Source organism: Salipiger pallidus (assembly GCF_014643635.1).
Taxonomy (GTDB): Bacteria; Pseudomonadota; Alphaproteobacteria; order Rhodobacterales; family Rhodobacteraceae; genus Salipiger; species Salipiger pallidus.
This window is the reverse complement of record NZ_BMJV01000006.1, coordinates 364,940-386,507: the sequence shown is the minus strand read 5'-3', so window position 1 is coordinate 386,507 and position 21,568 is coordinate 364,940. Positions and strand designations below refer to the sequence as shown.

Below are 21,568 nucleotides of genomic sequence, written 5' to 3'. Positions count from 1 at the left end.
CAGGCCTGCCCGCCGCGATAAAGGAGGTGCCGGGCCTAGTCACCCGCAGGCGTGATGAGCTCGTAGGTGCAGTCGAAGGCGCGGCGTTCGATGCGGTAGGTGTCGGTGGGATCCTCGGGAATCTGTACGATGGCATCGCCGGGTACGACACGCTGCAACTCGCCCCATGGGGCCTCGATGGCAAAGCTGCCGTCGGCTTCGGGGACGATGGCATAGATCATTTCCGTTCCCGAGGGGCGGTATTCGCGGTAACCCACCTCGTCGGCGGGGCCCATCGGATCGCCATAACGGCCGGGGAACTTCTCGGCGCTGACGAGGATCTCCTCGTTGCCGCTGGCATAGCAGCGGTTGCGCACGACCATGTCGCCCTGCACCGCCGGCGTCGAGCGCGTCTCGACCCCCTGCCCCTTTATCCGGGTGACGACAATCTCGCCCAGCAGAGCCGGGCGGGCATCCACGGGCCGCGTCTTGCGGGCAAGTCCGCTGCGCCCCTCGGCCTTGGCAGCCTCGATCCAGTCAAGCCGGTCGCGGCGCAAAAGGTCTTCGAGCGGGGCGTCATCCGCGAGGGCAGGACAGCCGAGGACGGCTGCGGACACAAGCGCCATCATGGCGGCAGGGAAACGGCTGGGCACTGGCAAACTCCCGGATCAGAATGCGGTACCGGAGGGTTTCCCCAAAACGCTTGGCAGGTCAAGCACGGGGAGGCGCGGGTCGGGAAAAGCGAACAGGCCCCGCGCTATCGCACGGGGCCTGTCTGAAGCCTGTGAGCGGGTGGCAGATGCCAGCCGGATCAGAAGTTCGGCGACTTCGGGTCAAGCCCGATGTGACCGCCGATCGCCACCATGTCCTGAAGCAGCTTTGCCGCTTCGTCCACGGGGCCGGGCTCGTTCTCGGGCTGGGCTTCCTTGGCCTGCTTGTACTGGGCCTCTGCCTCGGCCACGAGGCCGTCATAGGTTGCCTGGTCCATGTCCTCGTGCGGAACGGCCTTCTCGGCCAGGACAGACACGCTTTCGCCGATCTCGACGAAACCGCCGGTGACCACGAATTCGCGCTGGCCCTTGTCCGTGTCGACCGTGAGGATGCCCGGACGCAGCGTGGTGATCATGGGCTCGTGGCCCGGACCCACCGCGAGGTCGCCCTCGGAACCGGGGATCGCGACCAGCGACGCCTGTGCGGACAGCAGCCTGCGCTCGGGGCTCACGAGGTCGAATTGCATCGTATCAGCCATTAGGGCCTCCGGTTGGTTCGAGGGGGCTGGAAACCAGCCCCCCAACAGTCATCAGGCAGCTTCCGCGGCCATCTTCTCGGCCTTGGCCAGCACGTCGCCGATGCCGCCAACCATGTAGAAGGCACCTTCCGGCAGGTGGTCGTATTCACCCGCCACGACCGCCTTGAAGGACGAGATCGTGTCTTCGAGCGGCACCTGGATGCCGTCGGAGCCGGTGAACACCTTCGCAACGTCGAACGGCTGGCTGAGGAAACGCTGGATCTTCCGTGCACGGGACACGGTCAGCTTGTCCTCTTCCGACAGTTCGTCCATCCCGAGGATGGCGATGATGTCCTGCAGCGACTTGTAGCGCTGGAGGATACCCTGAACGTCGCGGGCCACCTGGTAATGCTCTTCACCGATGATCTGCGGGTCCATGAGACGCGAGGTCGAGTCGAGCGGGTCCACGGCCGGGTAGATGCCCAGTTCCGAGATCGCACGGTTGAGAACCGTGGTCGCGTCGAGGTGGGCGAAGGTCGTGGCAGGTGCCGGGTCGGTAAGGTCGTCCGCGGGAACGTAGACGGCCTGGATCGAGGTGATCGAGCCGTTCTTGGTCGAGGTGATGCGTTCCTGCATCGCGCCCATGTCGGTTGCCAGCGTCGGCTGGTAGCCCACTGCGGACGGGATACGGCCCAGAAGTGCCGACATCTCCGAACCCGCCTGGGTGAAGCGGAAGATGTTGTCGACGAAGAACAGAACGTCGGTACCGGTCGCATCGCGGAACTGCTCGGCCATGGTCAGGCCGGTCAGCGCGATACGGGCACGGGCGCCCGGAGGCTCGTTCATCTGGCCGTAGACCAGGGCGATTTTGGAATCGACCAGGTTGTCCGGGGTCAGAACGCCCGATTCGATCATCTCGTGGTAAAGGTCGTTGCCTTCACGGGTCCGTTCACCCACGCCGGCGAACACGGACAGACCCGAGTGCACCTTCGCGATGTTGTTGATGAGCTCCTGGATCAGAACGGTCTTGCCCACGCCGGCGCCGCCGAAGAGGCCGATCTTGCCGCCCTTCGAGTAGGGGGCCAGCAGGTCGATGACCTTGATGCCGGTCACGAGGACTTCGGCCTCGGTGGACTGGTCCGCGAAATCCGGTGCCGGGGCGTGGATCGGGCGGTATTCGTCCGCCTCGACGGGGCCCTTTTCGTCCACCGGCTCACCGATCACGTTCATGATCCGGCCAAGGGTCGCGGTGCCGACCGGAACCGAGATCGGGCCGTCGGTGTCGGTCACTGCCTGACCACGGACCAGACCTTCGGTGGAGTCCATCGCGATGGTACGGACGGTGCTTTCACCAAGGTGCTGAGCAACTTCAAGAACCAGTTTCTTGCCGTCGTTTTCGGTGGTCAGAGCGTTCAGGATTTCGGGCAGGTGATCGTCGAACTGAACGTCGACCACGGCGCCGATGACCTGGGTCACTTTGCCTTTTGCGTTTGCCATTTATCGTCTCCGGTTCTTAGAGCGCCTCGGCGCCCGAGATGATTTCGATCAGTTCGTTGGTGATGACAGCCTGACGCGAACGGTTGTACTCGATCGTCAGCTTGTCGATCATGTCGCCCGCGTTGCGCGTCGCGTTGTCCATGGCGCTCATCCGGGCACCCTGTTCCGAGGCCGCGTTCTCCAGCAGAGCCGAGAAGATCTGGGTTGCGACACCACGGGGCAGCAGGTCTGCCAGGATGCGTTCCTCGTCGGGCTCGTAATCGTAGAGCGGGCCGGAGCCACCCTCTTCGGTTTCGGGCGCGTCGAAGGCCGCCGGGATGATCTGCTGCGCCTGGGGTTTCTGGCTGATCACCGATTCGAACTTCGCGTAGAAGATCGTCGCCACGTCGAAGTCGCCCGCGTCGAAGCGAGCCAGCACATCTTTTGCGATGTTCTGGGCGTCGGCATAGCCGAGCTTCTTCACCTCGCTCAGGTCCACGTGACCGACGAAGAGATCGCCGTAATCCCGCTTGAGCTGCTCGCGGCCCTTCTTGCCGACAGTCAGGATCTTGACCGTCTTGCCAGCTGCCTTGAGCTCCTGAATGGAGGTCCGCGCCTTCTTGACGATGGACGAGTTGAAACCGCCGCAAAGGCCGCGCTCGGCGGTCATCACGATCAGCAGGTGCACATCGTCCTTGCCGGTTCCGGCAAGGAGCTTCGGAGCCGTTGCACTGCCACCGACGGACGCGGCAAGCGCCCCGAGCACCGCATTGAAGCGCTCGGAGTAGGGCCGCGACTGTTCGGCAGCATCCTGTGCCCGCCGCAGTTTTGCGGCGGCCACCATCTGCATGGCCTTCGTGATCTTGCGGGTCGATTTGACCGACGAGATCCGGTTCTTGAGGTCCTTGAGGCTAGGCATGATCCTGTCCTTTCAGGGCGCTCAGGCGTAGGTCTTGGCGAATTCGTCCAGCGCTGCCTTCAGCTTGTCCGCGGGTTCACCTTTGATCTTGGGATCCTCGGCTTCGATCCAGTCGAGGATGTCCTTGCGCGAACCGCGCAGGAACGCCAGGAGCGCCGCCTCGTACTTGCCGACCTCGGAGACCGGGACGTTGTCCAGGTAGCCGTTGGTGCCGGCGAAGATGATGCAGACGATTTCCGCGTTGGTCAGCGGAGCGTACTGCGGCTGCTTCATCAGCTCAGTCAGACGGGCACCACGGGCCAGCAGGCGCTGGGTCGAGGCGTCGAGGTCGGAACCGAACTGCGCGAAGGCGGCCATCTCGCGGTACTGGGCGAGCGACAGCTTCACCGGGCCTGCCACGGAGGACATCGCCTTGGTCTGAGCGGACGAACCCACACGCGAAACCGACAGACCGGTGTTCACGGCGGGACGGATGCCCTGGAAGAACAGTTCCGTCTCGAGGAAGATCTGGCCGTCGGTGATCGAGATCACGTTGGTCGGAATGAAGGCCGACACGTCGCCGCCTTGCGTTTCGATGATCGGCAGAGCGGTCAGCGAACCCGAACCGTGATCTTCGTTCAGCTTTGCCGAACGCTCGAGCAGGCGCGAGTGGAGGTAGAACACGTCGCCCGGGTAGGCTTCGCGGCCCGGCGGACGGCGCAGCAGCAGGGACATCTGGCGGTAGGCCACGGCCTGCTTGGAGAGGTCATCGTAGATGATGAGGGCGTGCTTGCCGTTGTCGCGGAAGTACTCCGCCATGGCGGTCGCGGTGTAGGGCGCGAGGTACTGCATCGGCGCGGGGTCCGACGCGGTCGCTGCGACGACGATCGAGTAGTCGATGGCGCCGGTTGCCTCGAGACGCTTCACCAGCTGCGCCACGGTCGAACGCTTCTGGCCGATGGCGACGTAGATGCAGTAGAGCTTCTTGCTGTCGTCGTCGCCTGCAGCGTCGTTGTACGACTTCTGGTTCAGGATCGAGTCGAGCGCGATCGCGGTCTTGCCGGTCTGACGGTCGCCAATGATCAGCTCGCGCTGGCCACGGCCGATCGGGATCATCGCGTCAACGGCCTTGAGGCCGGTTGCCATGGGCTCGTGCACGGATTTGCGCGGGATGATGCCCGGTGCCTTCACGTCGGCGATGCGACGCTCGGAGGTGGCGATGGGGCCCTTGCCGTCCAGCGGGTTGCCGAGGCCGTCGACCACGCGGCCGAGCATGGCTTCACCGGCGGGCACGTCCACGATGGAGTTCGTGCGCTTGACGGTGTCGCCTTCCTTGATGTCACGGTCGGAGCCGAAGATCACGACGCCGACGTTGTCGGATTCGAGGTTCAGCGCCATGCCCATGATGCCACCGGGGAACTCGACCATCTCGCCGGCTTTCACCGAGTCGAGGCCGTACACACGGGCAATACCGTCACCGACGGACAGCACGCGGCCAACCTCAGCAACTTCGGTCTGTTCGCCGAAGTTCTGGATCTGCTCCTTCAGGATCGCCGAAATCTCGGCTGCTTGGATACCCATTTATCCGACCTCTTTCATTGCATTCTGGAGGGAGTCGAGCTTGGAGGCGACCGAGGTGTCGATCATCTTCGAGCCCAGCTTGACGACGAGGCCGCCAATCAGGCTCTCATCCACGGTCGTCTTGATTTTAACTTCCTTGCCGACGCTTGCCTTGAGCGTCTCGGCAAGCTTGGCGGCCTGCGCGTCGGACAGCGCGGTGGCGCTGGTCACGTCGGCGGTCATCTCGCCCTTGTCCTCGGCGATCATCGCACGCAGCCCGTCGAGGACCTGCGGCAACACGAACAGACGGCGCTTTTCGGCCATCAGTCCAAGCGCGTTGGTCAATGCGGGCATGAGGTTCATCTTGGCAGCGACGGCCATGATCGCCGCGCGCATGGAGGTGCGCGAATAGATCGGCGAGTCGATCAGGTCCCGAAGGTCGGGGCTGTCCGAGATGGCCGCAGCCAGGTCGTTGACGTTGCTTTCGAGCGTATCGACGCTGTTGTTCTCTTTGGCGATCTCGAAGATCGCCTTGGCATAGCGCGATGCGATGCCGCCGGAGATCGAAGCTGGTTCTGACACGTCCACCCTTCCATCGTAATACCTCCGTGACGCACGGGGGCGACCCGGCATCCGGAGGCGTTGTCCCTGCCTTGAAGTATTTCAAGACGTCGAAATCAGCGCGGATGTAGCAGAGCATCCCGGACCCCGCAACACGCTTGCAACGATTCAAACCTGTTGATCCGCCGTGTTTTTTGGGCTTGGGCCCGGGATCTTGCGCTAACACGCCGGACACTTCCTTGAAACCACACGGTTTTTCACGATTTTTTAATTTTTGCGTGATTGCAGATCATCATGCCTGGACCCGAGGCAGCGTGGCGCAAACTTGAAGCCCTCGCGCGCGATTCTTGCAGTGTGCCGCCCGCACCGCCCCACAGCTGCAGGACGGAAGCCCTCGCTCTACCGTAAGGGGTGGCACATATTCAGGATTTCAAAACCCAGTTCCTGACACATTCCCGCCGGGTTCACGCCGAAAATGCTCGCAAAAGTTGCTTACATGCCAGGAAAAATCAAGAAAAGGTCAATGTGTGATGCTGCACATCCTCGGATTGGTCGGCATTTGCGGCCTCGCATCGGCCATCGTGCTGAATCAGGCAAGCGCGACCGATGACGATGCCGACGACGGGTATCAGGATCATTCCGAAGACGAGGACGCGCCGGGGAGAATGCCTTACGTGAGCACCGCTGACATCCCCACCCCGGACCTTCTGGATCCGATCGACACATGGCAGAGTGACGCGATCCATCACGATCCCATCGAACACGCCCTGCCCCAAGACCCGGGCCACGCGATCGAAGACATCACCATCCACGTGACCGAGAGCTCTACCGAGGACGGCGAGACACCGCAGGCCGTCCAGGCGGACACCCATGCCGAACTGGTGGATGTCGTCGATTACGTCATCGCGGAGGACATCGAGGGGTTGGTTGTCGTGCTCGACGAAATTGCAGCGGTTTCAACGGCTAGCACGGAATTCGAGGAATACGACCGCTGGGTTGTGCTCATCCCCGAAGGCGTGAGCCTCGACTTCGATGAGGCCGCGAAGGCCGGGATCACCGGCACCGAGGCGACCGTCGAATATTTTGGAGGCGTTGTGCTGGGGCATTATGACCTCGGCGAAGCAGGTGAGACCATCGACCCGGCAACCGGCAACACCCTGCATGATTTCGACACGCGCCTGCCCCCACCCGAGATCACCTCGAACACCAGCATCAGCTTCATTAGGCTGGCGACCGGCTGACGGTCAGACCGCCTTCGGCTCCTTCGCCGGCTTGGGGGACAGCACCTCGAGCGGGTTGGGCACCCGAACCTTGTCTCCCAGGCCCTTGCGCTGCGGCGGGTAGCGCTTGGTCGCATGCACCATCAGCACCCCGCCCGCCATCACCGCCGGAATCGCGCGGCCGATCCGCTCCCATACGGGGCCGGTGCGCATCCAGAACCGCCGCGATGACGGCGGCTGGAACAACACCGACACATGAGACTGACGGATGAAATCATGGCGCCGCAGCTGCGCATCTAGCTGGCTCAACGAATAGGGCCGCCCGTAGCCAAAAGGCGTGCGATCAGACCGCGCCCAGAGGCCCGACCGGTTGGGCACGATGAACAGCGCCTCTCCCCCCGGCCCCAGCACGCGGTAGCATTCATCCAGCAGCTCAGACGGGCTTTCCGAGGTTTCCAGCCCGTGCATCATGATCAGCCGGTCGACGTGGCCGGTCTCGAGCGGCCAGAAGGTTTCCTCACACAGCACCGACACGTTGGGCATCCCCGCCGGCCAGTGCAGCACCCCTTGCGGCGCGGGCATCAGCCCGACCACCCGCCGCGCGTCGCCCAGATAGGGGCGCAGCAGCGGCACCGCAAAGCCGTAGCCCGCCACGGTCTGTGCCCCGCAATGCGGCCAGTAGCGCAGCACCTGGTCACGCACTATGCGCTGCGCGGCGCGCCCCAGGGCGCTGCGGTAATAGAAATTGCGCAGGCTGTGCACATCAAGGTGCATTGCGGCGGCCTTCCGGTTGGGTCACTCTTGGGGGACAGTCTGGCAAAGCCCGCAAGGAAAAGTCCATGCAGATCGTCACAATCCCCTGTCTGAGCGACAATTACGCCTACCTCGTCGAGGGCCCGTCCGGCATTGTGCTGATCGACGCCCCCGAGGCCGGCCCCATCATCGATGCGCTCGAGACCCGCGGCTGGAGCCTTGATACCCTTCTGATCACCCACCATCATCACGACCACGTGGGCGGGGTCGCCGAACTCGTCGACCGCTATGGCTGCACCGTCATCGGCCCGCGCGCCGAACAGGACAAGCTGCCGTCCCTCGACCGTGCCGTCGAAGGCGGCGACGTGATCGAGGTCGGCGGCACCTCCTGCACCGTGATCTTCGTGCCCGGCCATACGCTGGGCCACGTGGCGTTCCATTTTCCGCAGGCAGAAGCGGTGTTTACCGCCGACAGCCTCATGGCCCTCGGGTGTGGGCGGGTGTTCGAGGGCACGCCGACGCAGATGTGGGACAGCCTCCACAAGCTGTCGCACCTGCCTCCGGAAACGCTGGTTTGCTCGGGGCACGAATACACATCTTCGAATGCGAAGTTCGCCCTGACCATTGAACCGGGCAACGAGGCGCTTAAATTGAGATCAGACGCCATTGCCAAAGCCCGGGCAGAGGGGCAACCGACCGCCTCCTGCATGCTGTCCGAGGAACTGGCCACCAACCCTTTCCTGAGACCCTCATCCCCGGAAATCCGCAGGATTCTCGGCATGGAAGACGCTTCTGATGCGGCCGTCTTTGCCGAGATCAGGGGCAGGAAAGACCGGTTCTGAGCCGCTGATTTTCACGCCACGTTGCCAGCCATAGGGTAAATGTGAGCGCAGTCGGCAAAGAAACTTCTTGATGGAACGCCGGTACTGACCAAACTTTAACTATGGAAGGCAATGTTGGGTCCACCACGCCCGACACAGACAAGAGGAGCGCCGCCGTGCCGTCTTTCTCGAACACCCTGGAACAGGCCATTCACGCAGCCCTGGCTCTCGCGAATTCGCGCAGCCATGAATTTGCGACGCTGGAACATCTCCTGCTCGCTCTCATTGACGAACCCGATGCAGCCCGCGTGATGAAAGCCTGTTCCGTGGATACGGAAGAGTTGCGCACAACGCTGGTCGAGTTCATCGACGAGGATCTGTCCAACCTCGTCACCGACATCGAAGGTTCAGAGGCGGTGCCCACCGCCGCGTTCCAGCGGGTCATCCAGCGCGCAGCGATCCACGTGCAGTCCTCTGGCCGCACGGAAGTGACCGGTGCCAACGCACTGGTCGCGATCTTTGCCGAACGCGAATCGAACGCCGCATATTTCCTGCAGGAGCAGGATATGACGCGTTACGATGCGGTGAACTTCATCGCCCACGGCGTAGCCAAGAACCCGGCCTACGGCGAAGCGCGCCCGGTGCAGGGCGCCTCGGACGCCGAGGAAGAGACCAAGCAGACCCAGTCCGAAGCGCCTGCCGACAACAAGGAGTCGGCGCTCGGGAAGTACTGCGTGGACCTCAACGCCAAGTCCCGCAAGGGGGATGTCGACCCGCTTATTGGCCGCGAATCCGAGGTCGAACGCTGCATTCAGGTGCTGTGCCGCCGCCGCAAGAACAACCCGCTTCTGGTGGGCGATCCCGGCGTGGGCAAGACCGCCATCGCCGAGGGGCTGGCGCGCAAGATCGTGTCGGGCGACACGCCCAAGGTGCTGTCCAAGACCACGATCTACTCGCTCGACATGGGCGCACTGCTGGCGGGCACCCGCTACCGTGGTGATTTCGAGGAACGCCTGAAGGCCGTGGTGACCGAGCTTGAGGAACACCCCGACGCGGTGCTCTTCATTGACGAGATCCACACTGTGATCGGCGCCGGCGCCACCTCGGGCGGTGCCATGGACGCATCGAACCTGCTGAAGCCCGCACTTCAGGGGGGCAAGCTGCGCACCATGGGCTCGACCACCTACAAGGAATTCCGCCAGCACTTCGAGAAAGATCGCGCGCTCAGCCGCCGGTTCCAGAAGATCGACGTGTCCGAACCTTCGGTCGAAGATACGGTAAAGATCCTCAAGGGTCTCAAGCCCTATTTCGAAGAGCACCATTCGATCAAATACACGGCGGAGGCGATCAAGACCGCCGTGGAGCTGTCCGCGCGCTACATCAATGATCGCAAGCTGCCCGACAAGGCGATCGACGTGATCGACGAGGCGGGCGCGGCGCAGCATCTCGTGGCCGAATCCAAGCGTCGCAAGACCATCGGCACCAAGGAGATCGAGGATGTCGTGGCCAAGATCGCCCGCATTCCCCCGAAGAACGTCTCCAAGAACGACGCGGAGGTGCTCAAGGATCTCGAAGGGTCGCTCAAGCGCGTGGTCTTCGGACAGGACGATGCCATCGTGGCGCTGTCTTCCGCGATCAAGCTGGCCCGTGCGGGTCTGCGCGAACCGGAAAAACCGATCGGCAACTACCTCTTTGCCGGCCCCACCGGCGTCGGCAAGACCGAGGTGGCCAAGCAGCTTGCCAGCACGCTGGGCGTGGAATTGCTGCGCTTCGACATGTCCGAGTACATGGAAAAGCACGCGGTGAGCCGTCTGATCGGCGCGCCTCCGGGCTACGTGGGCTTCGACCAGGGCGGTCAGCTGACCGATGGCGTGGACCAGCACCCGCATTGCGTGCTGCTGCTCGACGAGATCGAGAAGGCGCACCCGGATGTCTACAACATCCTGCTGCAGGTGATGGACCATGGCTCGCTCACCGACCACAACGGGCGTACCGTGGATTTCCGCAACGTGATCCTCATCATGACCTCGAACGCGGGTGCCGCGGAACAGGCCAAGGCCGCAATCGGCTTCGGCCGGGAGCGCCGGACAGGCGAGGACACCGCCGCAATCGAGCGGACCTTCACGCCGGAATTCCGCAACCGTCTGGACGCGGTCATCAGCTTCCAGCCGCTGCCCAAGGAGGTCATCCTGTCGGTGGTCGAGAAGTTCGTTCTGCAGCTCGAAGCCCAGCTCATGGACCGCAACGTCACCATCGAGCTGACTCGCCCCGCGGCAGAATGGCTTGGCGAAAAGGGCTACGACGACCGCATGGGCGCCCGCCCGCTCGGCCGCGTGATCCAGGAGAACCTCAAGAAGCCTCTGGCCGAAGAGCTCCTGTTCGGCAAGCTCACCAAGGGCGGCGTGGTCAAGGTCGGCGTCAAGGATGGCGAGCTGTCGCTCACCATCGAGGGACCGGACAAGCTGCGCCTGTCTTCGAAGAAGCCGCCGCTTCTGACAGCTGAGTGATCCCCGCCTTCTGACGAAAACGAACAGGCCCCTGCCCCATTGGCGGGGGCCTTGCAGTTATGGACAGGTGCTCTTCGGTTGATGGCTTAGGAAGACGCCCAAGCCCCGGGGCTGGCACCGCGGGCGCGGCGCAGCAGAAGGCAAATCCAAGGCGAAACCGCGTGCAGGTCTGAGGCTCAGGCTCAGGCTCAGGCTCAGGCTCAGGCTCAGGCTCAGGCTCAGGCTCAGGCAAATAGTTTCACGTGAAAGCTCAGGCAATGGAGAGATCGCGGCCGATACCTGCAAAGTCTCCCATCACGCCAGAACGCTCCGTCACCTCACCACAGTCACTCTGGAGGGAAACAGTCGCGCCTACGTGCGGTGCCAAAGGCAGGCAATGCGCGTCACAGACCATCCCCGTGCCCGACAAGCCTCTGAGCCCCCTGTTCCAATCTTGCTGCATCGCTTTAACCTGAGAAGACGGACGCCCCCAAGGCAGCCAACCTTCCTGCTTGCCCGAAGCGGACATGCCGGGGTATGCCTTTGATCTATGGCAGGATATCCGCACGCATGACCCAAGGCCGCCTCGCCCTTCTGCGCGAGCTTTACCAAGGCGACAGCCACCGCGCGCATCGCTTTCGGTACTGGCTGCTGGGCTTCGACGTGATCACCATCGTCTTCGTGGTTGTCACATCGTTCATCGACATGAATGACATCGTGCAGATCGTAGATCTTGCCTTTGGCGCGATCATCCTTCTGGATTTCCTCGCACGGCTGGCCATCGAGCCGAACCGGATGAAGTTCCTGATCCGTCCGGTCACCATCGCCGACATCGTCTCCATCGCATCGTTTCTTGCGCCGCTGGCGGACGAGGGACTGGGCTTTTTGCGGGTGTTGCGAACGCTGCGCTTCCTGCACACATACCAGCTGATGAAACGGCTGAGGGCGGATTTCCCGTTCTTTCGCCAGCATCAGGACGTCTTCGTCGCCGCCATAAACCTGATGGTGTTCATCTTTGTGATGACCGGCCTGGTCTATGCCACCCAGCACGGCATCAACCCGGACATCGGCAACTACGCCGATGCGCTCTATTTCACCATCACCGCGCTGACCACGACGGGCTTCGGCGACATCACCCTGACCGGGCCGCTGGGCAAGACCATCTCGGTTATCGTGATGATTGCCGGCGTGACGCTGTTCCTGCGGCTGGCGCAGGTGCTGTTCCGGCCCATCAAGGTGAGATACACCTGCCCCGAATGCGCCCTGTCGCTGCACGATCAGGATGCGGTACACTGCAAGCACTGCGGCAAGACGCTGCGCATCGAGACCGAAGGCCAGACCTGATGACGACCCCCGACGTCCGCCCGTACGAACCGCACGATGGCGCTGCCCTCGGGGCGATCCTCGAACAGGTGTTCCGCGCCGGCGACACCTACACCATTGACCGCGACATCAGCCGCGAGGACGCGCTGGCCTACTGGACCGGCGGCGAACGGCGGGTGTTCTCGGCGATCGTGGACGGCAGGCTGCACGGCTCCTACTACATCGTGCGCAACCAGCAGGGCGGCGGCAGCCATGTCTGCAACTGCGGTTTCGTCACCGATCCCATGACCCGGGGCAAGGGCATCGCCCGGACGATGCTGGCCCATGCCCTTCAGACCGCGCGGGACTCCGGGTTCCGCGCCATGCAATTCAATTTTGTCGTCTCGACCAACACACGTGCGGTCGGCCTTTGGGAAAAGGCCGGGTTCGAGATCGTCGGTCGCCTTCCAGCCGCGTTCGACCACCCCGAAACGGGCTACGTGGACGCGCTTGTCATGTACAAGACGCTGGTGGCGGACTAATCAACGGAGTTCCAACGTGACCCAGGACAACCGGCTTCTGGCCGTCCTCATCGACGCCGACAACACGTCGCCGAAATATGCCCGCGCCATCTTTGACGAGCTTGCGTCGCTGGGCGAAGCCAGCGTTCGGCGGCTCTATGGCGACTTCTCCAGCCAGCAGATGGCCGGCTGGTCCAAGATCGCGGCCGAGTTCGGCCTGGTGCCACTGCACTCGCCTGCCAACACCGTGGGCAAGAACGCATCGGACATCGCGCTGGTGATTGACGCCATGGACCTCATGCACACCGGCCGCTTCGACGGCTTCGTGCTGGTCAGCTCGGACAGCGATTTCACCCGGCTGGCCAGCCGCATCCGCGAACAAGGGCTCGATGTCTACGGCATGGGGATGCAGAAAACCCCCGATGCCTTCCGCAAGGCGTGCAAACGCTTCATCTTCCTCGAGAACCTCGACGGCGCACCCGAGCAGAAGCCCGGCAATCAGGCACCCAAGCCGGTGGCGGGCCTGGAAGAGGCACGCAACCTCATCTTCACCGCCATGGATGCGATCGAGCAGGATGACGACTGGTACACCCTTGGCCAGCTCGGCCAGTTCATCACCGCCGCCAACCCCGATTTCGACACCCGCACCTTCGGCAAGCGCAAGCTGTCGGACCTCGTGGCCGAGCTGAAGGTGTTCGAGACGAAACGCGGGCCGGGCAACCAGCTGCTGGTGCGTCGCCTCGACTGATCAGCAGCCGTAGCGGGCCAGGAAGATCGAGGTCGCGCCATCTACGGTTCGCGCGACCTCGGCATCGGTGACGCTGGCCTGGACGCCGAAGATCGCCTTCGCCCAAAGCTCGGCCCGGCAGAGCTCGGCGAATTGCGCGGCGGCAAGGTTTGCGTCATCAAACCGGACCTCACGGCGCGCTGCGGCCTTGAGGAGGTAATCGCGCAGTCGCGTCTGAACCATCTGCGGCCCGCAGCGATAGTATTCTGCACCAAGCTCGGGGAAGCGGTCGGCCTCGGCCACACAGATGCGGAAGAGGCGCTGGCCCGTGGAGGACAGGATGAACCGCATCAGACGCCGCCCTACCAGTGGCAGCACTGCCGCAGGCGGAGCGCTGAAGTCGATCTCCATGTTGGCCTGCTCCGCCTGCCGACGGCAGAGCACGCCGACCATCTCGGAAAACAGCTGCCGCTTGTCAGGAAAATAGCTGTAGAGCGTGGCCTTCGACACCCCCGCCGCGCGCGCGATGTCATCGACGCTGGCCCCTTCAAAGCCGTCACGCAGGAACACCTCGCGCGCGCCTTCGATCACCTGATCGTACTTGCGCCCTGGCCGGGCGCCAATGGAGCCTTCCGGCATGGTGCCTCCCGCATGATCGCCCCGAGCCTAACGCGCGGGACCGCCACCCGGCAAGCGCCACAAGGTCTTAGGCCCAGTCGTCGAAGCCGAACATGATGTAGTCGCGCTGATAGGCCTCGCGCGCAGCGGTCTCAATCTGGTCATCGTAGATCTGGGCAAGGCCGTAGGGAGCGCTGCTTGGCACCGGCTCGGGGTCCGGCGGACCTTCGTGCCCCACTTGCATGGCCAGCGCGGGAAGGTAGCTGGCCATCTCATCCTCGCGCACGATCATGTCGGGCAGCGTCAGCTCCGACATGCCCTGTATCACCTGCGCCTGGCTCGCCCAGTGGCCGTCGATGCGCACCGCAGTCTGCCCCGCGAGGTTGGCCTTTAGGAACAACAGAAAGGCGGTGAAGGCCTCACGGTGATGCTCCAGCGTGTATTCGGCCCCCGGCTCGCCCTCGGGGATGGGCAGATTGTGGGCACGACGCAGGGTCTTGCGTATGCCGCGGAAACTGCCCTTCTTCAGCGTCAGGATGCGGTTGCAAAACACGTCATGCGCGCGGGCCAGCGGATGGCGCACCACGGTAAAGCTGCGATGTCCAGGCCGCTCGCGCTTCCACTGGCGCAGGCTCTTCTGGCTGAAATCGCGCACCAGCGCCCACTGTCCCACCCCGTCGAGCGTCGCCAGCCAGCGGGTCACCGCATCCTCGGGGCCGGAACGGACCGGCATGTAAAGCAGCGGCGTCCTTGCCCCGCCCACGTAGGTTGGCACCACCGGGCCACGGCGCGGCTCGAAATTCGGGGTACGGGTCAGGTTGAACCGGTCGAGCCGGGCCAGCGCTGCCTCCATCTGTGAAAAATTCGCGACCTTTTCCGAGATTGGCTCAGGGTTCTGACGCTTGAGCGCACTGTTGAGGCTATCAAGCTGCGAGCGCGCGCCCAGCCAGCGTGCAAGTCCGTTCATGACGGCAACATCCTGCAGATCCTCGTAGGCGACGTAGAACGCGGTCTGCCCCGAGGTCTGAAGCGCATTCATCAGCAGCACCTGGAAGGATTGCAGCGCCTCGAGATGGGCCTCGAATTCTGGCCCGTCGAACTCGGCCTTTGCATCCTTGCGTTTCGACACGTTGGTAAGCTTCCACTGCCCTGTGGCTTGCGCGATCTTCCAGCTGACATAGCTGTCCACCGGGTTGCGGGTGAGAATGATCTTGGCGCAGCGGTCGTCCTTCAGGATGGTACCCAGCACCCGGGGGTCATGGTCGTGGAAGTACCGGAAGCCGCCGATACCATCCGCCGTCGCTTCGCGGATGCGCCGCAGCAGCGCCTCGGGGTCATAGTCGCGCTCGGGTTGGGTGAGGCCTAGGATGTCGGTCGAATTGGGATAGCCGATGAAATGCGGGTTGAACGCCTCGCCATGGCAGGTCAGCCCGTCAAAGGCATTGATATTCGCCTCGAGGAAATTCGAGCCGGTGCGCATCTCGGCGAAGACAACGAAACTGTCGAAACGGTCGGACATAGGATGCCTACTTCTTCACGAGATACGGGCGGCGGCGCGATTGATTGGCCGCCTTAGGTTCGGGCTCCACCGGGAAATCGCCCATGAGATAGGGATGCATCCCCTGGTTCTTGAGGTTCTGCAGGAACTGCCCGAAGCCCTTGAGGTCCTGCAGCACCGGCGCCTCGGCAAGGCGCTGAGGGGACCGCTGGCCGATCTCGTCGATGATCACCTGAAGCGGCTCCATCGGGGTTTCGATGAACTCGGCCATGGTCCAGATCCGGATGCGCGCCTTGGCCTCTGGCGAGCGGAGCTGGTCGAGCATGCCATGTTCGATCTTCTGCAGGCGGGCTGCCTCGGCACGCAGGTCGGCAAAGTTGGCATTGGACTGGAACAGCGGCACTGCCCATGCCCCCGAGATCACGCTGACCTGCGCGTTGGGATCACGGGCGATGTGCCAGATGACATCGGGCGTGTCGTGCGGGCTGTACTGAAAGCACTGCCTTTCGCCGCGCGTGTTCCACAGCAGGTTGGCAAGGAAGGCACGCGGGTTGGCATCGCGCAGCGCCGCGTTGTCCGGCAGCGCGCCGTTGAGAACGGTCTGCCCTCCGGCGAAATGCGCCCGGTCGGGCCCGTAGAGGTGGCCATGCACCTGCGTTCCGGTGGTGCGGGCCAGCCAGCCTTCGAAATCGCGGAACAGTTCGGAAAAGCCCTGGAAAACAGAATACTTGCCCGCCGTCACTCCGTTCTCCCACCCCCAGTTGGGAAAGCGTGACTGCATGTAGAGACCGGTGCGCCCCCGGGTCCGGCGGTCTACGGCACGAGCGAAGATGCGGTCGATCTTGCCTGGGTTCGGCTCCTGCCGGTTCTGCTGGGCGGCGGCGTCCGACAGGAAGACATCATAAAGCCTGCCCGCGTGCGGCCAGACCTTGCGGGCGACAAAGCAGTCGGACCGGCGCAGCAGCTGCAGGTGATCGTCGTAGAAAATATGCGGTTTGCCCTGGAAGTCGAACTTCGACAGGGTCAGCGACCGGCTTTCGATATTGGTGGAGTAAAGCCGCGCAAGTGTTTGGAAATAGCTTTCGTCCGGGATCCACACCCGGCGGAAATAGCGGTCGAAGGCGCGGCGGTCCGGGTCCGACAGGATTGCCGACAGGGTCTGGCGGGTGAGGCACCACCACTGGCTGCCCATGTGCGGCACGATGCCCTGCGGCAGGCGGCGGCGGACGCCAAGGGCGCGCTGGATGTCCACGAACCGGTCGAAGAGATAACGCTGCTTGCGCCAGGAGAACGGAAAGAACAGCTGGAACCGTTCACCGTCGAGCCCGCCCACGGTCCAAGGCACATCGGCGGTGGTGGCGCTTTCGATGAAGTCCGTGCGCGGGCGTTCGTCGAGATAGGCGATCAGCTCTTCTACCGGGCGCAGCGGCATGCAGGAGCCGGAGGTCAGGTATACATGCCGGACGCCCTCGAACTCGGCCAGCATCAGCTCGGCCGCGTCCTGGCTGGCGGCCACCAGCCCCCAGCTGCCCCACTCGCAGCGGTGCCGCGTTGAGAACCGCACCAGCGGGTCATCGGACAGGTTTATGACGAAGCGCTCGTAGGCTTTGCCCCTGACCTTTTGATCCACGTGAATCACTATCGGGCAGCCGGCTTTCAGCCAGTGCCGCGCCACCTGTTCGGCCCGGTCGAAGGCGGTGTGGACCAGCATGATGATCCCGACAGTCATGCCCAGTTGCCCTTGGACATGAGCCCGAGGATCTCGAGCTGGCGCCAGTTGATGTATTTTTCGGACCACTTGCACCACAGGTCCGGGTTGTCCTTCACCACCGCGTGGTAGGCGAGGTATTCGGACGATCCGGCGTAATGCTGCTTGCGCTCCAGCTCTTCGGCGGCCTTGGCCGAGAAGGTATCGAGGAACTTGGTGTGCAGCAAAAGCCCCGACGCCTTTTCCCCGCCCCACTCGTCATAGACAAGGTTGAGCCCGCGCGGCAGTAGCATGTGGGTGGAACTGACATAGGTGTAGCGCTTGTCCCAGCGCACCAATGGCACCTTGTTGAGCGCGGGCGCCCGTTCGGGACGGTCGGCAAAGAACACCCGCGCCCTCGGGCCGCCCTGGATCCACAGATTGCCAAAACGCTTGTTGCGGCTGATCGTGTAGTTGCCGCTGTCGAACCACGAGGCGATTTCCAGGGGATTCTGCCCCACCTGGTAGGGCTGCGCATCCATGCGCCCCTTGGGGTACATGTCGAGCAGCATGGCCGAGAAGCTCTTGATCGAGGAGGCATCGAGCCAGTCGGTCAACGCCCTCAGGGGCCGCGTGTCGCAGAATGGGTAAAGGAAGAACTCGTCGGGATCGACTGTCAGCGCCCAATGCCCGTGGGCATATTTGCGCAGCAGGTAGTTGATCCAGTCCATCCCGAACCGCGACCGCTTGTAGCTGCCCCGCGTGCTCCAGACCGATACGTCCGGTTGCTGCGCGAGGTAGGCCAGCGTGCCGTCGGTGCTGTCGTTGTCCACGATGAAGAAGTGGTTCACACCCATGTCCCGGTAGTATTTCAGGAAATAGGGAAAGCGGATCGCTTCGTTCCGGGCGGTGCAGAAGACGAAGATGTCGGACCGGCGCAACTGGTCCGTGCGGTCGGACACCGGCGTCAGTTCACGCGATTTGCGCAGCGCCCTGACGCGCCAGCGCTTGCGCTGAAGCCTCAGCCGATATGACCGCCATGCACCCAAAGCCTGCCCTCAATGGGGCCGGCGTCCCGGCCCGGATCTGTCCCGTGGCTATCAGATCTCGGTTAAGACGGTCTTGAAATGCGCATCCCAGTTCGGTGGGGCATAGCTGTTCGACCGCGTTACCGCACGCGCCGGGTCTGCCCGGCTCTCCTCGGCCATCCTTGTTATCTCACTGGCCCAAAGATACGCATCCGCTGCCGGGGCGTAAACGGGAATATCCCCAACCACCTCTCGCAACACCTTCAGGTCGTTGCACAAGAGCGGCACCCCTAGCGCCGCCGCCTCGGCGGGGGGAAGGCCGTAACCTTCGGCAAGGCTCGGGAACAGCAGTCCCGCGCTGCCCTTCAGCAGCGCCGCGATGGCCCCGTCCGGCAGGCCCGGCAGCTCGTGCACGTGGGGGATGCCCCGGTCGAGCGCGTCGAACACCGCGGCATTGTTCCACCCTCGTGCGCCGCAGATCAGCAGGTGCGCGTCATTCGGAACAAGCCCCTCCCGCCAGAGCCGCAGGAGCAGGGCGTGGTTCTTGCGCGGCTCGATGGTGCCAAGGATGACAAACCATGGCATCCCGTCCCACGGCCCGGCGGGCGCGCGGCCCGGCTTGGGCACGTCGATCCCCAGAGGGGCGACAACGCAGCGCGGTACGGCGGCCATGTGGCGGTGCAGGTCCGCTTCGGTCTGGCGAGAGTTGCAGATCACCACGTCCGCATGCGCTTCGGTCCGCGCGAGGAATTCCTTGAACCGTTCGGTAATGCCGGTCCCCGCGAATTCAGGATGATCTAGCGGGATGGTGTCATGCAGCAGCACCACCTTGCGATGCGTCCCCAGCCCCGACAGCAGCACGTCGGACAGCCGCGTGTGCCCGACGCTGATGTAAACCGCGCCTTGGGGAAGATGCCGCCCCAATAGCCGCCCAAGGCCGCGCGGCAGGCAGCGTCCGACGGCCACCCGGCGTAGTGCCCGTTCAGCACCGGCCCGGCCCGCATCGCGGCGCCGAAGCCGCGACAGGAGGTCGGGCGCAGGCAGATCACCACTGTCCAGCAGCCGCTTCAGCGCAGCGCAGCCGGCGGCATCGAGCAGCAGGAACCCGAGCCCGGTCCGCACCAGACCGTAGAACGGCCCATCGGACGCAAGGCGGGCCAGGTAAGCGTATTCGACCCGGTCGACCCCGGTGAACGGCCGCCCGGCCCGCGACACCAGCCGCGTCAGGTCGAGCAGCCGGGCGGTCACCGCCTCAGCTTTCGTAGTGGCCGGTGCGGTGCCAGTTCCATGCGTCCGCAATCATCTGCGGCATGGTCGACCTGCCCGGGGTCCAGCCCAGCTCGGCCGCAGCGCGGGTCGAGCCCGACACCAGCTTGGTCGCATCCCCTGCACGGCGCGGGCCTTCTGAATGCGGCACCTCACGATTGGTGACGCCGCGCGATGCGTCAATCACCTCGCGCACGGAGAACCCGTCGCCAGTGCCCAGGTTGAACACCCGGCTGCCCTTGCCGTCGCGCAGCCATGTCAGCCCCAGTACATGCGCATCCACAAGATCGCAGACATGCACGTAATCGCGGATGCAGGTGCCGTCGGGTGTGTCGTAATCGGTGCCGTGGATCGTCAGCGCGGGGCGGGTGCCGTCGATCGCCTCGAGCATCACCGGAATGAGGTGCGTTTCGGGGCGGTGGTGTTCGCCCACCTCACCCTCGGGGTCCGCACCCGCCACGTTGAAGTAGCGGAAGATCACCGAGTTCAGCCCATGCGAGGCACCGAAATCGCGCAGGATGTTCTCGACCGCGCGCTTGGAGGCGCCATAGGCGTTGAGTGGCTCCTGCGGGGTGTGTTCGTCCAGCACGACATTGTCATGTTCGCCGTAGGTGGCACAGGTCGAGGAAAAGACGAAGTCGAGGCAGCCGGCAGCGCAGGCGGCTTCGATCAGGGTCAGAGAGCCTTCGACGTTGTTGCGCCAATAGCGGCCCGGTTCGGACATCGCCTCGCCAACTTGGCTCAGGGCGGCGAAATGCATCACCGCCACCGGCTTGTAGGTGGCAAACACCTCGTCCAGCCGCGCCCGGTCGGACAGCGATCCCTCCTCGAGGGGGCCGAACTTCACCGCGTCCCGCCAGCCGGTGACGAAATTGTCGAAGGTCACGGGTACGAAGCCCGCGGCCTTCAGGGCCTTGCAGGCGTGCGAGCCGATATAGCCCGCCCCCCCGGTTACCAGTACATGATCAGCCATGCGCTCTTACTGCGCCGCCTTGCGGGCCGCGAGGACCTCATGGAGGTAGGTCTCGAGGTCGTCGCGCAGATCATCCCGCGACAGGCCGAAGGCCACGGTCGCCTGCAGGAAGCCCGCCTTGGAACCGCAGTCGTAGCGCTGACCGTTGAAGCGGTAGCCGTAAACGCCGTTCTGTGCATCGCCGATCTGCTTGGCAATGGCGTCGGTCAGCTGGATCTCCCCGCCGGCGCCGGTCTGCTTGTCCTCGAGGTTCTCGAGGATCTTGGGCGACAGGATGTAACGGCCAATCACTGCAAGATTGGACGGCGCAGTGCCTTCCTTGGGCTTCTCGACCATGCCCTTGACCGACACGAGGTTGCCCATTTCTTCCTGCACGTCGAGGATGCCGTAGCTCGACGCCTTGTCCGCTGGCACTTCCATCGCCGCAACCATGTTGCCGCCGGTTTCCTCGTAGGCTTCAACCATCTGCTGAAGGCAGGGCTTGTCGGCGGCGATAACGTCATCAGGCAGGATGACCGCGAAGGGCTCATCACCGATCAGGCGGCGGGCGCACCAGACCGCGTGGCCGAGGCCAAGCGCCTTGTGCTGGCGGATGTAGGCGACTTCGCCCGAGTCCATGTAGGTGGATTTCAGCACTTCGAGCAGCTTGTCCTTGCCCTTGCTGGCCAGATCCGCCTCCAGGTGAGGGGCGTGATCGAAGTAATCCTCAAGGGCGCCCTTGCCGCGCGAGGTCACGAAGATGAATTCCTTGATCCCCGCGGCGCGCGCTTCGTCAATCGCGTATTGCACGAGCGGCTGGTCCACGAGGGTCATGATTTCCTTCGGTACAGACTTCGTTGCCGGAAGGAAGCGCGTGCCAAGCCCGGCGACCGGGAAAATGGCCTTCGTCACCTTGTTGCCCATTCTTATCAGCTCCTTGAAAACTTTGATGGTGCTCGCGCACCCTATTCCGAATGGCCTAGCATG

At 63.7% G+C, this 21,568-nt stretch carries 20 protein-coding genes; 6 read left to right on the top strand and 14 right to left on the bottom strand.

Features of this window, described 5'->3' with window-relative positions:
* Positions 1-35 precede the first annotated feature (35 nt).
* The 6 genes from IEX41_RS16005 to IEX41_RS15980 form a co-directional block, all read right to left on the bottom strand.
* Positions 36-632 (bottom strand): hypothetical protein, encoded by a 597-nt coding sequence (locus tag IEX41_RS16005; RefSeq protein WP_229673282.1) that lies wholly within the window; start codon positions 630-632, stop codon positions 36-38.
* Positions 633-790: 158 nt separating this feature from the next.
* Entirely contained in the window at positions 791-1,228 is a 438-nt protein-coding gene (locus IEX41_RS16000; protein WP_188791256.1) for a F0F1 ATP synthase subunit epsilon, read from the bottom strand.
* Between the two features lie 51 nt (positions 1,229-1,279).
* Entirely contained in the window at positions 1,280-2,704 is a 1,425-nt protein-coding gene (gene atpD, locus IEX41_RS15995) for a F0F1 ATP synthase subunit beta (RefSeq protein ID WP_188791255.1), read from the bottom strand.
* 16 nt (positions 2,705-2,720) lie between these two features.
* Complete coding sequence (locus IEX41_RS15990; protein WP_188791254.1) at positions 2,721-3,602, bottom strand: F0F1 ATP synthase subunit gamma; 882 nt, start codon at positions 3,600-3,602, stop codon at positions 2,721-2,723.
* A 21-nt stretch (positions 3,603-3,623) separates the two neighbouring features.
* Positions 3,624-5,162, bottom strand: a complete 1,539-nt coding sequence (gene atpA, locus IEX41_RS15985; RefSeq protein ID WP_188791253.1) for a F0F1 ATP synthase subunit alpha — start codon at positions 5,160-5,162, stop codon at positions 3,624-3,626.
* Positions 5,163-5,723, bottom strand: coding sequence for a F0F1 ATP synthase subunit delta (locus tag IEX41_RS15980; protein ID WP_229673280.1), 561 nt, complete (start codon positions 5,721-5,723; stop codon positions 5,163-5,165).
* A 509-nt stretch (positions 5,724-6,232) separates the two neighbouring features.
* Between IEX41_RS15980 and IEX41_RS15975 the strand changes: the two genes are divergently transcribed.
* On the top strand, positions 6,233-6,943 hold the full coding sequence (locus IEX41_RS15975; protein WP_188791251.1) for a hypothetical protein: 711 nt from the start codon (positions 6,233-6,235) through the stop codon (positions 6,941-6,943).
* 3 nt (positions 6,944-6,946) lie between these two features.
* On the opposite strand, the gene IEX41_RS15970 is transcribed toward IEX41_RS15975, so the two are convergent.
* A complete protein-coding gene (locus IEX41_RS15970; protein WP_188791250.1) occupies positions 6,947-7,696 on the bottom strand; it encodes a class I SAM-dependent methyltransferase in 750 nt (249 codons plus the stop codon).
* A gap of 65 nt (positions 7,697-7,761) precedes the next feature.
* On the opposite strand from IEX41_RS15970, the gene gloB reads away from it, so the two are divergent.
* From gloB to IEX41_RS15945, 5 genes are all read left to right on the top strand, one after another.
* On the top strand, positions 7,762-8,517 hold the full coding sequence (gloB, locus tag IEX41_RS15965) for a hydroxyacylglutathione hydrolase (protein WP_188791249.1): 756 nt from the start codon (positions 7,762-7,764) through the stop codon (positions 8,515-8,517).
* A 155-nt stretch (positions 8,518-8,672) separates the two neighbouring features.
* The gene (clpA, locus tag IEX41_RS15960) at positions 8,673-11,003 is read left to right on the top strand and encodes an ATP-dependent Clp protease ATP-binding subunit ClpA (RefSeq protein WP_188791248.1); all 2,331 of its coding nucleotides are present in this window, start codon (positions 8,673-8,675) and stop codon (positions 11,001-11,003) included.
* A gap of 549 nt (positions 11,004-11,552) precedes the next feature.
* Positions 11,553-12,326, top strand: coding sequence for a potassium channel family protein (locus IEX41_RS15955; RefSeq protein ID WP_188791247.1), 774 nt, complete (start codon positions 11,553-11,555; stop codon positions 12,324-12,326).
* Complete coding sequence (locus IEX41_RS15950) at positions 12,326-12,826, top strand: GNAT family N-acetyltransferase (RefSeq protein WP_188791246.1); 501 nt, start codon at positions 12,326-12,328, stop codon at positions 12,824-12,826. Before IEX41_RS15955 ends, IEX41_RS15950 begins: the two co-directional genes overlap by 1 nt.
* A 16-nt stretch (positions 12,827-12,842) precedes the next feature.
* Positions 12,843-13,553: an NYN domain-containing protein gene (locus IEX41_RS15945; RefSeq protein ID WP_188791245.1), complete on the top strand. Its 711-nt coding sequence runs from the start codon at positions 12,843-12,845 to the stop codon at positions 13,551-13,553.
* On the opposite strand, the gene IEX41_RS15940 is transcribed toward IEX41_RS15945, so the two are convergent.
* The 7 genes from IEX41_RS15940 to galU form a co-directional block, all read right to left on the bottom strand.
* The gene (locus IEX41_RS15940) at positions 13,554-14,171 is read right to left on the bottom strand and encodes a TetR/AcrR family transcriptional regulator (RefSeq protein WP_188791244.1); all 618 of its coding nucleotides are present in this window, start codon (positions 14,169-14,171) and stop codon (positions 13,554-13,556) included.
* Between the two features lie 67 nt (positions 14,172-14,238).
* Positions 14,239-15,669, bottom strand: coding sequence for a nodulation protein NodH (locus IEX41_RS15935; RefSeq protein WP_188791243.1), 1,431 nt, complete (start codon positions 15,667-15,669; stop codon positions 14,239-14,241).
* A gap of 7 nt (positions 15,670-15,676) precedes the next feature.
* A complete protein-coding gene (locus IEX41_RS15930; RefSeq protein WP_188791242.1) occupies positions 15,677-17,377 on the bottom strand; it encodes a DUF5927 domain-containing protein in 1,701 nt (566 codons plus the stop codon).
* Positions 17,374-18,360, bottom strand: coding sequence for a glycosyltransferase family 2 protein (locus IEX41_RS15925; protein ID WP_373285651.1), 987 nt, complete (start codon positions 18,358-18,360; stop codon positions 17,374-17,376). Before IEX41_RS15925 ends, IEX41_RS15930 begins: the two co-directional genes overlap by 4 nt.
* Positions 18,361-18,435: 75 nt before the next feature.
* A complete protein-coding gene (locus tag IEX41_RS15920) occupies positions 18,436-19,611 on the bottom strand; it encodes a glycosyltransferase family 4 protein (protein ID WP_229673278.1) in 1,176 nt (391 codons plus the stop codon).
* A 4-nt stretch (positions 19,612-19,615) separates the two neighbouring features.
* The gene (gene galE, locus IEX41_RS15915) at positions 19,616-20,602 is read right to left on the bottom strand and encodes a UDP-glucose 4-epimerase GalE (RefSeq protein WP_188791239.1); all 987 of its coding nucleotides are present in this window, start codon (positions 20,600-20,602) and stop codon (positions 19,616-19,618) included.
* A gap of 6 nt (positions 20,603-20,608) precedes the next feature.
* A complete protein-coding gene (gene galU, locus IEX41_RS15910) occupies positions 20,609-21,505 on the bottom strand; it encodes a UTP--glucose-1-phosphate uridylyltransferase GalU (protein ID WP_188791238.1) in 897 nt (298 codons plus the stop codon).
* Between the last annotated feature and the right edge of the window lie 63 nt (positions 21,506-21,568).

What these genes read in the sequence shown, in the direction of transcription:
- IEX41_RS15935 (WP_188791243.1), bottom strand. Translation starts at nt 15,669, where the DNA reads ATGTCCGACCGTTTCGACAGTTTCGTTGTCTTCGCCGAGATGCGCACC.
- IEX41_RS15955 (WP_188791247.1), top strand. Translation starts at nt 11,553, where the DNA reads ATGACCCAAGGCCGCCTCGCCCTTCTGCGCGAGCTTTACCAAGGCGAC.
- IEX41_RS15970 (WP_188791250.1), bottom strand. Translation starts at nt 7,696, where the DNA reads ATGCACCTTGATGTGCACAGCCTGCGCAATTTCTATTACCGCAGCGCC.
- galE (WP_188791239.1), bottom strand. Translation starts at nt 20,602, where the DNA reads ATGGCTGATCATGTACTGGTAACCGGGGGGGCGGGCTATATCGGCTCG.
- IEX41_RS15950 (WP_188791246.1), top strand. Translation starts at nt 12,326, where the DNA reads ATGACGACCCCCGACGTCCGCCCGTACGAACCGCACGATGGCGCTGCC.
- IEX41_RS16000 (WP_188791256.1), bottom strand. Translation starts at nt 1,228, where the DNA reads ATGGCTGATACGATGCAATTCGACCTCGTGAGCCCCGAGCGCAGGCTG.
- galU (WP_188791238.1), bottom strand. Translation starts at nt 21,505, where the DNA reads ATGGGCAACAAGGTGACGAAGGCCATTTTCCCGGTCGCCGGGCTTGGC.
- IEX41_RS15975 (WP_188791251.1), top strand. Translation starts at nt 6,233, where the DNA reads ATGCTGCACATCCTCGGATTGGTCGGCATTTGCGGCCTCGCATCGGCC.
- gloB (WP_188791249.1), top strand. Translation starts at nt 7,762, where the DNA reads ATGCAGATCGTCACAATCCCCTGTCTGAGCGACAATTACGCCTACCTC.
- IEX41_RS15990 (WP_188791254.1), bottom strand. Translation starts at nt 3,602, where the DNA reads ATGCCTAGCCTCAAGGACCTCAAGAACCGGATCTCGTCGGTCAAATCG.
- IEX41_RS15940 (WP_188791244.1), bottom strand. Translation starts at nt 14,171, where the DNA reads ATGCCGGAAGGCTCCATTGGCGCCCGGCCAGGGCGCAAGTACGATCAG.
- IEX41_RS15930 (WP_188791242.1), bottom strand. Translation starts at nt 17,377, where the DNA reads ATGACTGTCGGGATCATCATGCTGGTCCACACCGCCTTCGACCGGGCC.
- atpA (WP_188791253.1), bottom strand. Translation starts at nt 5,162, where the DNA reads ATGGGTATCCAAGCAGCCGAGATTTCGGCGATCCTGAAGGAGCAGATC.
- atpD (WP_188791255.1), bottom strand. Translation starts at nt 2,704, where the DNA reads ATGGCAAACGCAAAAGGCAAAGTGACCCAGGTCATCGGCGCCGTGGTC.